This is a genomic window from Zunongwangia profunda SM-A87, from assembly GCF_000023465.1.
GTDB classification, from domain to species: domain Bacteria; phylum Bacteroidota; class Bacteroidia; order Flavobacteriales; family Flavobacteriaceae; genus Zunongwangia; species Zunongwangia profunda.
Genome location: NC_014041.1, coordinates 1,203,326 through 1,216,902, shown reverse-complemented (window position 1 = coordinate 1,216,902; position 13,577 = coordinate 1,203,326). Strand labels below are relative to the sequence as shown.

General features: G+C 30.7%; 13 protein-coding genes and 1 pseudogene. 2 read left to right on the top strand and 12 right to left on the bottom strand.

Annotated elements, in window-relative coordinates:
- Positions 1-60: 60 nt before the first annotated feature.
- Both ZPR_RS05310 and ZPR_RS05305 read left to right on the top strand, forming a co-directional pair.
- Positions 61-315 (top strand): annotated as a pseudogene (locus ZPR_RS05310) (helix-turn-helix domain-containing protein); the annotation flags it as partial.
- 170 nt (positions 316-485) lie between these two features.
- Entirely contained in the window at positions 486-1,184 is a 699-nt protein-coding gene (locus tag ZPR_RS05305; protein WP_013070605.1) for an IS3 family transposase, read from the top strand.
- A 414-nt stretch (positions 1,185-1,598) separates the two neighbouring features.
- On the opposite strand, the gene ZPR_RS05295 is transcribed toward ZPR_RS05305, so the two are convergent.
- Genes ZPR_RS05295 through ZPR_RS05240 form a run of 12 tightly spaced genes read right to left on the bottom strand, consistent with a single transcriptional unit; the run spans position 1,599 to position 13,569 of the window.
- Positions 1,599-2,405 carry a polysaccharide pyruvyl transferase family protein gene (locus tag ZPR_RS05295; RefSeq protein WP_013070604.1) on the bottom strand — a complete coding sequence of 269 codons (807 nt, stop codon included), beginning with the start codon at positions 2,403-2,405 and terminating at the stop codon, positions 1,599-1,601.
- Positions 2,406-2,408: 3 nt separating this feature from the next.
- Positions 2,409-3,359: a glycosyltransferase family 10 domain-containing protein gene (locus ZPR_RS05290; RefSeq protein WP_013070603.1), complete on the bottom strand. Its 951-nt coding sequence runs from the start codon at positions 3,357-3,359 to the stop codon at positions 2,409-2,411.
- Complete coding sequence (locus tag ZPR_RS05285; protein WP_148211657.1) at positions 3,352-4,485, bottom strand: glycosyltransferase; 1,134 nt, start codon at positions 4,483-4,485, stop codon at positions 3,352-3,354. Before ZPR_RS05285 ends, ZPR_RS05290 begins: the two co-directional genes overlap by 8 nt.
- Positions 4,478-5,551 carry a glycosyltransferase family 2 protein gene (locus ZPR_RS05280; RefSeq protein WP_013070601.1) on the bottom strand — a complete coding sequence of 358 codons (1,074 nt, stop codon included), beginning with the start codon at positions 5,549-5,551 and terminating at the stop codon, positions 4,478-4,480. The genes ZPR_RS05285 and ZPR_RS05280 overlap by 8 nt, the downstream gene beginning before the upstream one ends.
- A gap of 3 nt (positions 5,552-5,554) precedes the next feature.
- The gene (locus tag ZPR_RS22870; RefSeq protein WP_083759740.1) at positions 5,555-6,520 is read right to left on the bottom strand and encodes a glycosyltransferase family 2 protein; all 966 of its coding nucleotides are present in this window, start codon (positions 6,518-6,520) and stop codon (positions 5,555-5,557) included.
- On the bottom strand, positions 6,517-7,764 hold the full coding sequence (locus ZPR_RS05270) for a glycosyltransferase family protein (RefSeq protein WP_013070599.1): 1,248 nt from the start codon (positions 7,762-7,764) through the stop codon (positions 6,517-6,519). The genes ZPR_RS22870 and ZPR_RS05270 overlap by 4 nt, the downstream gene beginning before the upstream one ends.
- A gap of 1 nt (position 7,765) precedes the next feature.
- Entirely contained in the window at positions 7,766-8,857 is a 1,092-nt protein-coding gene (wecB, locus tag ZPR_RS05265) for a non-hydrolyzing UDP-N-acetylglucosamine 2-epimerase (protein ID WP_041578703.1), read from the bottom strand.
- Between the two features lies 1 nt (position 8,858).
- On the bottom strand, positions 8,859-9,785 hold the full coding sequence (locus ZPR_RS22440; RefSeq protein ID WP_013070597.1) for a glycosyltransferase family A protein: 927 nt from the start codon (positions 9,783-9,785) through the stop codon (positions 8,859-8,861).
- A gap of 1 nt (position 9,786) precedes the next feature.
- On the bottom strand, positions 9,787-10,725 hold the full coding sequence (locus tag ZPR_RS22435; protein ID WP_049771420.1) for a glycosyltransferase family 2 protein: 939 nt from the start codon (positions 10,723-10,725) through the stop codon (positions 9,787-9,789).
- On the bottom strand, positions 10,722-11,666 hold the full coding sequence (locus tag ZPR_RS22430; RefSeq protein ID WP_083759738.1) for a glycosyltransferase family 2 protein: 945 nt from the start codon (positions 11,664-11,666) through the stop codon (positions 10,722-10,724). The genes ZPR_RS22435 and ZPR_RS22430 overlap by 4 nt, the downstream gene beginning before the upstream one ends.
- A gap of 8 nt (positions 11,667-11,674) precedes the next feature.
- Positions 11,675-12,574, bottom strand: coding sequence for a glycosyltransferase family 2 protein (locus tag ZPR_RS05245; RefSeq protein WP_013070594.1), 900 nt, complete (start codon positions 12,572-12,574; stop codon positions 11,675-11,677).
- On the bottom strand, positions 12,571-13,569 hold the full coding sequence (locus ZPR_RS05240; protein ID WP_013070593.1) for a glycosyltransferase family protein: 999 nt from the start codon (positions 13,567-13,569) through the stop codon (positions 12,571-12,573). The genes ZPR_RS05245 and ZPR_RS05240 overlap by 4 nt, the downstream gene beginning before the upstream one ends.
- Positions 13,570-13,577: the final 8 nt, after the last annotated feature.

The following is a 13,577-nucleotide window of genomic DNA, read 5'->3' as shown; positions in this document are numbered from 1 at the left end:
TTAATTTTACTGTATTATGACAAGAAGTAAACCTGCCAGCCGGCAGGCAGGTTTACCTCAAAGTTTAAAACGAAAGTAGTCCTTGAAGCCTTGAAAGAGCAACAAACAGTCAAGGAACTAGCACAAAAATTCGAAATCACCCCTCAGCAGATTAATACCTGGAAGCGAGATTTCCTAAAGGAGGCTGATACAGTTTTTTCCAAAGGTGAAAAATCAAAAAAATCAGAGGAAGAAGAAAAGAAAGACCAGCTTCTTAAAGTAATTGGAGAGCTTAAAGTGGAGAATGATTTCCTGCCTGCCGTCAGGCAGGTTTAAAAAACGCCTTGCGATAAAACCTTTAGGGGAGCGTAGAGCAATGATAAGCAAGGGTCATTCAAAACTTAGCCTCCAGCGGCAATGTAAACTATTGCAAATCCACCGCAGTGGTCTTTATTACAAAACCCGGGGAGAAAGTAAACTTAATCTGGAACTTATGCGTTTAATGGATGAACATTATACCCATCACCCGTTTAAAGGAGCCAGACGAATGCATACCTGGCTTACCCTCCAAAGGATATAAGATTAATAAAAAGCGCATAGAACGACTTTATTCGAGGATAATGGGACTTAGAGCCATCATGCCAGGGAAACATACCTCCAGGCGAAATAAAGAACATAAAGTGTATCCTTACTTATTACGGAATCTCACAGTAGATCGTCCCAATCAGGTTTGGGCCATCGATATCACTTACATTCCCATGCGAAAAGGCTTTATGTATCTGGTAGCCATCATTGACCTCCATAATCGTTTTGTGTTGAACTGGTCGATATCAAATTCAATGGATGCCCATTGGTGTAAAGAAACTGTCGAAGAAGCTATCCGTCTCCACGGGAAGCCGGAAATTCTTAATACCGATCAGGGCAGTCAGTTTACCTCAGAGATTTTTACTCATAGCGTACTCTCAGAGAATATCAGACTCAGTATGGACGGTAAAGGAAGAGCAATAGATAACGTTTTTATAGAGCGGCTATGGAGAAGTGTGAAATATGAAAACATTTACCTTAATCCACCGGAATCAGGAGTAGGTCTATATCGGCAACTGAGTAACTATTTTGATTTTTACAACCATCAAAGAAGACATCAAGGAATAGAAAATGAAATACCTTATAACCGATATTTAAAACAAGAAAGAAAGGCTGCTTGATAAATGAAAAATAGAACTTAATTTAGCAGCTAAGCTGTCCTAACAAATGGGGGTACTTCATTGGCAGAAATTCCCGGATAATGAATTATCATTATTTCGATGTTTATAGTAATATTACCATAGGTGATAATACTTGGATCGCTGGTAGAAATAGTCAATTTTGGACACATGGATCTACCAAAACAAAATTGAAAAAAAATTTATCTATTAATGTGGGAAATAACGTTTGTATAGCTTCTAACTGCTCAATAGGTCCAAGCGTTCGTATAAATGATCTCAATCTCATAGGACTAGGTAGCGTAGTTTTAAACTCCGTCGAATCTAATAAAAATATAGTATCTGGTAATCCTGCAAAAATCATAAAAATCATATAGATTGGAGAGTTAACTGGTAAACTTTATTTCTTTATTAGCATTAAAAAGGACAAACAGACATTAGGTCATTTTTTAAATCCTTAATTATTCTAGATTCTGGTAGAACCGGATATATTTTAAAAATATTTTCAATTTCTTCATATGTAAAGGGTTCAGTTTTGGCAATGCTTTTATAAAATGAAATATTTACCGATTCCATGTAATCTAAGTACTTAATATCATCCCCAAATACATTCTCCGAAAATTTCTGCCAAACCGCAGGAATATTATAAGCATGTGATACAATGATACCATGTAGAGATGACGAAATGATATTTTCACACTCCAGAATTTCTATTGTTGTTCTTTCCACATCATTGGTCATTAAATTGATAACCACAACATCTTCTAGATCATTGAACCAATTTTCTACCTGTTTATAATCGTTATAGTGGGGAATTATTCCAAATCTATACTTTTTTTCGACTTTCGGATTAAAATAATCTGGAAGTAATAAGGCAGGATCACCGAAGATTTCTGGTACTTGATAGCCAGCTTCTCTTAAAAATTTAAATGTCTCAGGACCTCTAACCGCTAAAAACTTAGCATCCTTGACCTTATAATCCTTACTTATTATGCCACTTCCCCAAACAATACACTTTTCGTTTACATTGGCAAGAATGCTACCAATTGTAAAGTATATAGGAGAGTACCAATCTTTATAATTCCATTTTTTAGGCCATGCGAATTCAACTTGTTTTCCTGAAATTTTTTCAACGAGATACTTACCTAAGAGATCTCCATAATTTTCTTTAGTTTTATTTTGAATGATTATTTCATTCCACCAGAAAAGCCGAATTTTTGCCATTTTTTAAGACTTTACAATTTTATTCATTTTTTCTATAATTGCACTAAGAACTTGTTTTCTAAGTTCTATTGGATATTCTTTTCCCTTCAAGTATATATCATTATAAACTTTAATACACCTGTTTATCCTCAAAATATACTCTTCTTTTGAAATCGATTTTATAAACTGAAAAAGTTCATCGGGGTTTTGAAAATCAGCGTAGTCAATAAAACTATTTTTAGGAAATATTTCGTAAGCATTAGTGTTTTTAGAATAATAAATCGGTAAACAATAATTTTCTATACTATCCCATATTTTTTCTGTCATGTAATTAAAACATGAAGTATTTTCAAAACATAAATTGAAATGATAGTATTTTAATATTTCTTTTTTCCTTCTTGTCCAATTACCAATTCTAGAATCTTCGATAGCAATATTATTAGGCCATCCCTTACCAAAAACATCTAAATGACCTAATTCACTTCCTACTAGCGCAATCTTAGAACGTACTGCAATTAAATCAATGTTTTCTCCGTTGCAGAATATTGGTGTCGCATGCAAACCTTTGTAATATGACATTAAAGCAACTGTTTTACGACTATTAAATTTAAAATCATCATGGAGATAGTGCAGATGCTCTTTCATCAATTTCGCATGAAATGACAAATTATTGATATAAACATTTTTTGTATAAATATTCATATGATGAATTTTAATTAATCCGTAATGATTAGTAATATCTTCGAACGAAAGATCAAATCTCGGCTCATTAGTCCATAATAATAACTTTCTTCCTGCCAAGTATCTATAATAATACTTCTTTAAATACTTAATATGATCACTTACAATAATATCTGCATTTCGAACAGAATCAGTAAAAATTATCCCATTCTTACATAGAAAATCAATATCTCCTTTTTCAAAGTTATCAAAAGGAGTATAACTCATTTTAGAAGCTTTAAAAACTTTAATCATTGTAAATCTTTAAATATTTTTCCAAACAGAGCTTTCTCACAGTATCGTACGAAAGATTCTCTTTTATATGTTTATTACTCCTAAACATAGAGCTCTTCAAACCAATCTTTATAAGTAATTTGATATCATTAGAATCATCACAATTTTTGATTAAGAGACCATTATGATAATTTTTGATAATTTCTTCCGAAACTCCACCAGGATTAGATTGGATTGGATAAACATCCATACAAATTGCTTCTAACAAGGTATTTGGCATTCCATCAGAATTACTATTGCCTATATAGATTTTTGATTTTCCCATCAATTTTAATACATCTATATGAGATATCTTTTCGGAAATCTCATAATTACCCCAACTCATTAAATTTGATTTTTTAGAATATTCTACAACTTCGGGATCTGCTCCAAACACTATAATTTTGAATTCTTTAAGTTCTTCTTGTAATTCCAAAATTGCCTGTAATACAGGTATGGCTCGACCTGATCGTCCTTGGTATCCTTTAATCAAAATACTATCTCTATTTTCTTGTTTCTCTTTATATTTAGTTAATTCTTCCAATTTAAAGCCACCACCGCCTGGAAAAACCCCGAGAAATTCTCCTTTAAATCCATGCGATTTCGCTATTTTTAAATCACGTTTACAATCAGTAAATAAATAATCTATCCGGGATAATACTAACTGAATATCTTTTAAATATTCAGGAACGTTTTGGTAATAATACAGATCGCTTCCCCACGAACTATAGACCCATTTTAATCCGTTATGTCTCCTCATAACTGATAAGATGGGAGAGCAAGAGACATATAGTGCAAAAGAATGCACTATATCTGGCTTAAAAGTTTTAAGAACTTTTTCAAATTCAGAAGTAACAGAGCGCTCATTCAATCTTCCAATAATATTGTATAATCTCGAAAATTTCGATTTTATGAAAATTCTTCCTGGGAAATCCCATCGTAATTTCCACTCCGTAATTTGATGCACCCAATCAATACGTTCTATACTCCCCCCGGAACCAGTAATATCGAACCAAGAAACTTCAAAATTGCTATTTTCTAATTGCTGGACCCATCTATAAAAATGTAGACTTGGCATTGCAACCATTAAAATTCTTTTTCTAGGCATCTGGAATTATTTTTAGATGTATTACCCTTCTGTTCCAATCAATATCATATGTATAAGAAGCAAGACGATGACATTTTATAATTTCCTCCAGAACTCTATTATTAATATATGCCATGTCATACGTTTCAATATGTTTTTTTCCTAAAATTTTTTTAAACCTATTTTTAATACTCGAGGACTGTTTATTTTCAACAATATTAATTTCTAGTCCATACTTTAATTGAGGTAAAACACCAGTTAAAAAAGCATCTATTTGACTTATTTCGGAGCTTATTTCGAGTTTCTCAAACGACTCTTTTAATGCTAGAATGTTCTTTTCTGAAGGCATTTTACCCCAATTAAAATTAAGATTTGCTTTTACCGTTTTCATTCGATCATTTTGCAACATATATTGATGGTTAGTACGCTCTAGCATAGTATGAAAAGGATATGTGCTCTTTTTGCTTCGATAATCCTTGGGATGCCATTGATGCTTAACCAAAATTTCCGCTTTATAAAAGTATACTGAATACCCTGCATTTTTTAGACGCAAATGTACGTCAGTATCTTCCGCCCCCCAGCCATGGTAGAACTCATCATAGCCGTTGATTTCTTTTAATATTTCGGTTTGATATAAAGTAGTTCCAGTAACTTCTGAATTTCCATAAAATGAAGGCTGAAAATCAAAGAAAGAACCAGATTTAGAAGATTCCCTTTGATTTAAATAAGCGTATTTGAAATAGACACTGTCATATTTTTTTATTAATCTAATACATTTTTCTACCATTTCCGGATGATATATTAGATCAATATCTCCCATTAAAAAATAGGGGGTATCGCATTTTTTCAGCGCTATATTAATAGCCCTACTTTTGTTCCATAATTGTAAATGAGTGCTAACAGATATATACTTCACAAAAGAATAAGATTTAATCAGTATTTCTAACTCTAATGTATATTTTTCAGAACTCCCGTAATTGATAAGATATAGGGAAAATTTAGAATTAGTTTGGTTCTTTAGAGAGTCTAAACATTTTTTAACTATCGTAAGATTTCGATTCCTGTAGGTAAGAACTATACTCAACATTGATTAAAATTTTAGGAAAGTTTTAAACATTGTATCCCCTATCTTTAAGAACTCAAAAAAATAATAAAAAACTGAAATTCGATATATTTTAACTTTCATAAATAAACTTAATTTATTTCGATTTTCTAAGCATAATTTAAGGCATTTTCTGGAATTTTTATAGTCACGCTCACTCATTTTCAAACGCATACACCATAAAACAGTTTTTAAAGAAAATAAAATGATTTCTTTATCTTCTGGGGTTCTATTAATAATTCGATTTTTAACCAATAAAAAGGAAGGAACATCAATAGTTTGTTTACTATTGGCTGTAGTAATAGAATTATTTTTTCTTCTAATAAATATTAGATCCTTATCAATAGCTCCTATTTTTCGGTTTGTATAAATAATTCTTGAGAAAAAATCTAAATCTTGCAATTGCCTAATATTTTCATCATAAAGTATTTTTCCTAAAAGAATTTTTCTTCTCCAGAGTGGATTTACATTCAGAATTGAGATTTTCCCTGTTATGTAATTTCTATAAAGATTGGTTCCAATATTAAATTCGTTATTTTCGCTATAGAGATTCTCGTAACAAAAAATGTGATCAAAATATTTTACTTTACTGATACAATAATCAAAATTGGGATAGTTCTCAAGTAATTCTACCTTGTATCTTATATTTTCTTTATACATGATATCATCACTATCAAACCAGCATATGTATTTTCCTTTACTAATTTCAAAACCATAATTTCTGGCAGCATTCCCGCCACCTTTACGTTCAGAAGGCCTCATAACATACTTTATACGCAAGTCTTTTTTTGAATACTCTTTTACAATATTAGAAGTATTATCGGTACTGTGATCATCAACTATTATACATTCCCAACACCTGTAGCTCTGATTTATTATTGAAGTTATTGTTTCTACTAGGTAATCTCCACGATTGAAAGTCGGAATGATTATTGAAACGAGCGGTTGATTCATAAGGATAGCATTAATTTATCTAAGATTTCTTTCAAATAAAATTCAGATAAATACTCTTTTAAATCTGGTCTATTTAATTGATTATTTCCTTTTTTCCAGTCGCTATGGCATTTTTGAATAAAACTAAATATTTCTTTTTCGTTATCTATTTCTGTCCAATATGGATATTCTTTGCCAAGCAGCCTTTTAACTTCACTATAGTATGGACTTAAAGAAAATATAGGCTTATCGGCAGCTACGCAATGAGGGAACTTACCAGGAAGAAATGGACTAACCTCTGACTTTGCCTCTAGAATTACATTTACTGATGCTTGTTGTTGCATTTTATAAACAGTATAAAAAGGTAAAGCTTCATCAATAAATTTAATCTTTTTAGTTTTGGATCTAAATTTTTCAAACAAAGTTCTATATTTATTAATTCCTCCTACAAAATACAAGCAACATTCAGAGGTACTTTCGGGATGTTTTTGTAAATACTGGTAAAATGCATTTAGCAATTTTGATGGATCTCTCGCTCCTAATAAATTACCAGCGTGTAAAATATTAAAATTTAATGGATCCCATCCTTTTACATTTGGTGATTTACTATCAATAAGAGAATTATCAATTTGATGCGGAATTATAATACCTTTTTCCAAATACTCCCTGAAATAGCTTCCCATCCAATTGCGAAGTAATTTACTAGGAAATGCAGGAAATGCGGCCTTTTTAGATATATCTTTCATAAATTCCCATTTCCTTTTATGCCCGGGTTCAACCCAGTCATATGGTCTAGGATAAGTGCTCCTAGGATATGGATCATGAATATAGGCCACCCATTTATTATGAAATTCTGATAATTTTAAAAGCGCATGATGAGGACGAAAACTTCCTCCCTGACTCAAAGTAAAAACCAAATCTGGCGCAAAATCAATCTTTTTAATAGCTTCTATAATACTATTTCTATCATTAAACAGTGTAAAAGAGAATCCCCAAATCTTCTCAAGATATTCGTGAATATCAATCTTGAACTTATAACGTAATAACCGCTCGAATCGACTAGCTATAAAGTTTCTTGACGATCTAATTTCCTTGATGGCAACACATTCAACTCCTTCAATCTCTATTTGCTTTAGTGTGTAATGTAGAACGAGAACTTTATAACCACATAGCACCAAATTTTTAATCAGCGCCACGTTTGCCTTAGCTCCACTACTCTTATTAACATCAATATTTTCTACAACTACGAGTATTCTTTTATTCATTCTAAGTAGCTAAAATTACGTCTACAATTTGCTTAGATGCGTTTCCTTCACCATAAGGATTCACCATTTTTTTTTGCTCAAGCTTTTTCGAGTTTAAAGCTTCTATAGCTTTTTCTACGATCAGTTGACGATTATGACCTACAACAATAGAGAATCCTGCTGCAACCCCTTCTAAACGTTCCGAGAACTCTCGCGTTACTAAAACATACTTCATAAAAGTAGGAGCTTCTTCCTGAATGCCTCCGGAATCTGAAATTATTAAATCGCAATTCTTCATTAACCAGATAAAAACTGGATAGCTAACCGGATCAATAAGAAATATTTTATTGTGATTTAGTTTTCTGTAAACTACTTCTCTTACCAAGGGATTTAAATGTACCGGAAAAACTATTTGAAATCCTAGATTCGCTAAATCTAAAAGCGCTTCACAAATTTCTTCAAAAGCTTTACCAAAATTTTCTCTTCGGTGACCGGTGACTAAAATTGTTTTAGTGCTAAAATCAATCTTCGAACTAATTTCAGCCGAATAATCTTCATGAGTACTCAACTTTCTTTCTGCTAATAGTAGCGCATCAACAACTGTGTTACCGGTGATGAATATAGATTCTTCATCTATTAATTCATTGATTAGATTTTTTTTAGCAGCATGCGTTGGTGCGAAATGAATATCAGCTAACTTTGAAGTTAACTGTCTATTTACTTCCTCTGGAAAAGGTGAATATTTTTTATGAGTTCTTAAACCAGCTTCAATGTGAGCGACTTTGGTATTTCTATGAAATGCTGCAATTGCACACATGCTGGAAGTAGTAGTGTCTCCATGAACTAAAACTAAATCGGGATTTTCTTGTTCCAGGATAGCATCCATATCCTTTAAAATTTTCGAACTTAATTGATTAAGAGATTGATTTTTCTCCATCAGATTCAAATCTATATCGGCAGTAATCTCAAAAAATGCCAAAACCTGATCCAACATTTCCCTATGCTGTCCCGTCACACACACTTTAAAGTCTATATTTCTTTGCTGTAGCTCTTTACAAATTGGAGCCATTTTAATAGCCTCAGGCCGCGTACCAAAACAAACAAGTATTTTCAAACTACATCAATTTAGATTTTAACTTAAAAAAGGGCTGTAGAACAGGATAGAGTTTAAATCCTAAATTATACTTTAAACGTTTTATAGGAGGCAAATTAAACGCTTTTAATAAGATATGTAATAATTTCTCATCCTTTAATCGTATCGATTCTCGCAGGTAAAATTTAAAAAGCGCCGCAGTTTTAAAATCGCTTGGCAAATCCTCCAAAACTAATTTTAAAGCCTTTTTGGTTGAATTTAGATATAATTTATTCCCTTTATCAAAATTATTGGTACTAGAAACTTCATGCTTTCTAGCCCAAAATAAAGTTTGATCGATTAGGATACCTTTTGAACAATTATTTTTTAAGACTCTATAATAGAACTCCCATTCATCTGAATAAAACAAATCCTCATTGAACATTTGGTTTTTCATACATTCTTTCTTCCATAATATAGCGCAGGTATTAAATGGTATGGTATTATCCAGCATTAAAGGAATTTGAGCATAATTGAAATAACTCTTTTTAGTTTCTGATAATTTTAATTTTGCTGGAGTAGGTTTATTCTCTTTATAAAAAATTCCTCTTTTATATCGACAGAAATTTACTGTAGGTTCAGATTTTAAATAATGCAAAGAAAATTCGAGTAACTGGGGATGCGCTATATCATCATCATCAAATATTAATACAAATTCAGCATTCGATAATGATATCCCATAATTTCTACTTCCTGCGGGTCCTTTTTTATAGTCTTTTGACCTTAAAAAATATTTAATTCTATCATCTTTAATCTCTTCGACTACAGCTTTTGTATTATCCGTACTATGATCGTCGATAATGAAAATTTCCCAATCCTTATACGTTTGATCTTTAAAGGATTTTATAGTTTCGGTTATTAAATGTGCTCGATTAAATGTGGGAATTATTATAGCTATTGTTTTATCCATATTAAAATCTTAAAATTTTATTCCCACCATTAAAAAATCTGTATGAAAAATAAGCTAATTTAAATTTTAAACGATACAAATTATTTGTAAGTAAAGATTGACTAAGCCTATCTATAATTTCTTTTGCCGAATCGAAATCTTTGTTTATCAATAGGGAGGAATAGACTGTAATGATTCTATCTTTAACTACAGCAATCGATTTTTGATTGATCCTATCAGGATATTTTTGTAAAATAATAAAGTTAGAATAAAAAATAGACATCGCTTTTTCTTTGGCATAACCAGAAAAACTTATGGAAGAACTATGTGATCTTACAAATGTCAATACTTTATCTGAAAATGTAACTTTAGCCTTATTCGCTAATACATGTATATAAAACTCAAATTCCTGATTTCTATGTAATTTTTCATTAAAAGTAATTTGTTGTTTTTCTAAAAAATCCCTTTTTATTAAAGAAGATGGTGTAAAAAATTTCAAGACATAACTAATGAAATCATTAAACAAATCACTTTCGAAGTTAAATGATTTTAATTCATTCAAATTATCATCTGAAATAGTTCTTTTAAAGTAAATACTTTGACTTATATGAATATCTAAATCATGCTTAACAACTGCAAAGTATTGCAAAGTCAATTTTTCAGGATGCATAATATCATCACTATCAAACCAGTTTATATACGCGCCTTTACTTAAAGCAAATCCATAATTTCTACAGGCATTTGCTCCTTTTGGTTTATGAGCTGGTCGATGATAAAATTGAATTCTGGCATCTCTTTCGCAATAAAATTCCATCAGTTGATCAGTATAATCGTTGGAGCCATCATCCACTACAATACACTCCCAATTTTTATAGGTTTGCGCTATCACAGATTCTAGCGTTTCACCAATTAAATGAACGCGATTATGGGTAGGGATGATTATAGAGACTAAAGAATTCAATGATTTAATAGTTTTCTTTTAAAAAGGTTTCTTAAAAAATATCCTTTATTGAAATTTCGCTTAGAAAACATCATTAAGGAAAAAAGAATTACACTACCCGGAAATTCAATAGCTAATTTCTTTTTAAATTTATCTAAATTAGGAATAATGGTCTCTTTACTGTGATAATTTGCATCTAAAATTTTAAAGAGAAGATGCTTTCTTGTTTTTTCGCTTAATAAAGGATTCAGTTCTAGAAATGTTTCCCAAATTGAAGGAATAGAACTTTTAATTTTATCCTCTTCAAGTTTTAATTTTCCCTGTTTCGATTTAGCATGTTTTCTTCTTAAAGTAACAACTTTATCTATAAAAGTACAACGGGTAGATTTAGATATTAACTTAGAGTAATAGTTATATTCTTGCCCGGTATGTAATCTTTCATTGAATAAAATTGATTTTGCCAAGGATGCTTTAACTAAGGTATCATAAGTTAACCAATTTATTTTTTGAAGAATATAATTATTTGGATTTACCTTATATTGATCAAATTTGTAATAACGATCCATACTTTTGTCTGTAGAATTTAAAAATTTGGTTCTGGTTATTACATAATCAACTTTATGATTGACTATTGCATTGAATTTAACTTCAATATGATCTTTCGTCATTAAATCATCACTGTCAAAAAAAATGATATAATCACCTTTCGCTAAATTCAGACCATAATTTCTAGCTCCATTTCCTCCTGATAAATAATTTTTTGTCCTTTTAAAAAACTTAAAGCGATCATCTATTTGAATATAAAATCCCAATAACTCCGCAGTATAATCAATAGAGCCATCATCTACTATAATACATTCCCAATTATCATAGGTCTGTAGCATTATAGAATCAAGGGTTTCACCAATTAAATGAGACCTGTTGTATGTGGGTATGATTACTGAAACTAAATATGATTCCATTATACCTACTATTGAAATTTGTTTGAATTTCGTTCTCTGCTTTCTTTGAAACTTAAATACAAACTTTTTAAAATTTTATACTTTTTAAAAGAGTCTTTTCCATCTTTAAATTTAAGCTTGAATAGGTGCTTAAAATAATCTAATTGTAACTTTTTTAAATGCTCATAAAAACCATCATCAAAGCCTTTAAGATTAATATCCGCCCACTTAATTTTCGCATATCGCAAATACTCGTCATAATACTCCTCTGAATACTTCAAAACAGGTTTCACCTCTCTAAATTCTCGATCATGAATCATTTTAGCTTCAGGAACAATTCCAATTTTCATATTGTGATATAAAACGCGCTGACAATAATTTCGATCTTCTCCATAATGAAAAAATAGTGAGTCAAAATAGCCTACACTTTCAAGCGTTCTTTTAGGAATAAGCCAACCTGCTGCGTTTACAAAAGGAATTGAATAGACTTCCTTTATGTTACCCTCATTTGCATCAAAAATATAATCCCTGGAAACCTTATATCTTGACATATACATTACAAAATTATCGTCTAAACCCGTAAAACTTCCCTTATAATGAAATGGACTTAGTATCCCATATTCTGTATTGTTCTGCTGAATTTTTATTAATCGATTCAGACAATTATCTGTAAGATAAGCATCTTGATTCAATAAAAAAACATAATGAGCTTCCTGATTAAGCGCATACGAAATCCCTATATTATTAGCTTGTCCAAACCCTAGATTTTTATCCTGTTCTATAAGATGAACTTTTGGATAATTTAATTTTATAAAATCTATAGTTCCATCTAAGCTATTATTATCTACAACAACCACAGGAAAATCTCCACAAGATTGAAGACATTTATCAATCCATTTTAGACCATTGTAGGTAACGATGACAATCATCTAATTCTATTTTTTAGCCTAAATATTAAAAAAGATAGCTTTTTTCCAATAACTTTTTTCAGCCTATATTTAAATAAATAATACTTTTTTTCTTTTCGGGATGATAGAATTTCTTTCCAGAATCTTAAATATTCATCAACATTTTTTGATATATCTAATTCTTTTTCAGCAAAAGTTCTTAAAAAAACCCCATCTAAAGGATCGTATTTCAGAATTTCCAAGCGCAACTCATTTTTAGTAATTTTTTTCTTGAAATATCTACCTGAACAGTTTTTAATTAAGCTCAAACCCAAATTTTGAGAAATATATCCATCTCCAAATTCTGGAAAATAAGATCGCTTATCATAAATTACAACCGGCCTATTACATGACATTGCTTCATAAGCACTCCTACCTAATCCAATAACTAAATCTGCATCGTTAATTAATTCTTCAATCCCCCAAACTGGATTGACATATTTATTGGATTCACTAAAATTACAGCCTATGTCATCACATATTTCTTTAATAAATTGATTGGCTTCTCTCGATTGACATAGACTAAGAATAGTTTTTAATTTTTTTGAAACAGGTCTAATTTCGCGAAATCTTTTTAAATTTATCCCATTATAAATTAATTTAATAGGTTTATCTATCTTTCCAACATGATTTAATATTTCTTGTGAAATTACAACATAAGCATCACTTAAAAATGACGGTTGTTCTAAAGATGGGAATATCCCGTGACAAGTTTGTATTATAAAGCCAAGACTATATAACTTCTCTACTATAGTGTTATGATTTGCCAATATTAAATCATAATTATTTCTAGATTTAAAATTAACACCTAATTCATTTTCAATTCTATCAGATACTATCCCTTTTTCAAAGGTAAAATATTCAACATCGATATTAGATCTTTCTTTCAGTTCTTCAATAAGAGTATATGTAAATGTAACAGATCCTCCTAAGCGATTTAAATGACTTGTTGCTACAAGTATTTTTATTTCTTCCATACAAAAAA

Coding starts and splice junctions, on each gene's coding strand:
- ZPR_RS05305 (WP_013070605.1), top strand. CDS start 486: ATGAACATTATACCCATCACCCGTTTAAAGGAGCCAGACGAATGCATA.
- ZPR_RS05295 (WP_013070604.1), bottom strand. CDS start 2,405: ATGGCAAAAATTCGGCTTTTCTGGTGGAATGAAATAATCATTCAAAAT.
- ZPR_RS05290 (WP_013070603.1), bottom strand. CDS start 3,359: ATGATTAAAGTTTTTAAAGCTTCTAAAATGAGTTATACTCCTTTTGAT.
- ZPR_RS05285 (WP_148211657.1), bottom strand. CDS start 4,485: ATGCCTAGAAAAAGAATTTTAATGGTTGCAATGCCAAGTCTACATTTT.
- ZPR_RS05280 (WP_013070601.1), bottom strand. CDS start 5,551: ATGTTGAGTATAGTTCTTACCTACAGGAATCGAAATCTTACGATAGTT.
- ZPR_RS22870 (WP_083759740.1), bottom strand. CDS start 6,520: ATGAATCAACCGCTCGTTTCAATAATCATTCCGACTTTCAATCGTGGA.
- ZPR_RS05270 (WP_013070599.1), bottom strand. CDS start 7,764: ATGAATAAAAGAATACTCGTAGTTGTAGAAAATATTGATGTTAATAAG.
- ZPR_RS22440 (WP_013070597.1), bottom strand. CDS start 9,785: ATGGATAAAACAATAGCTATAATAATTCCCACATTTAATCGAGCACAT.
- ZPR_RS22430 (WP_083759738.1), bottom strand. CDS start 11,666: ATGGAATCATATTTAGTTTCAGTAATCATACCCACATACAACAGGTCT.
- ZPR_RS05245 (WP_013070594.1), bottom strand. CDS start 12,574: ATGATTGTCATCGTTACCTACAATGGTCTAAAATGGATTGATAAATGT.
- ZPR_RS05240 (WP_013070593.1), bottom strand. CDS start 13,569: ATGGAAGAAATAAAAATACTTGTAGCAACAAGTCATTTAAATCGCTTA.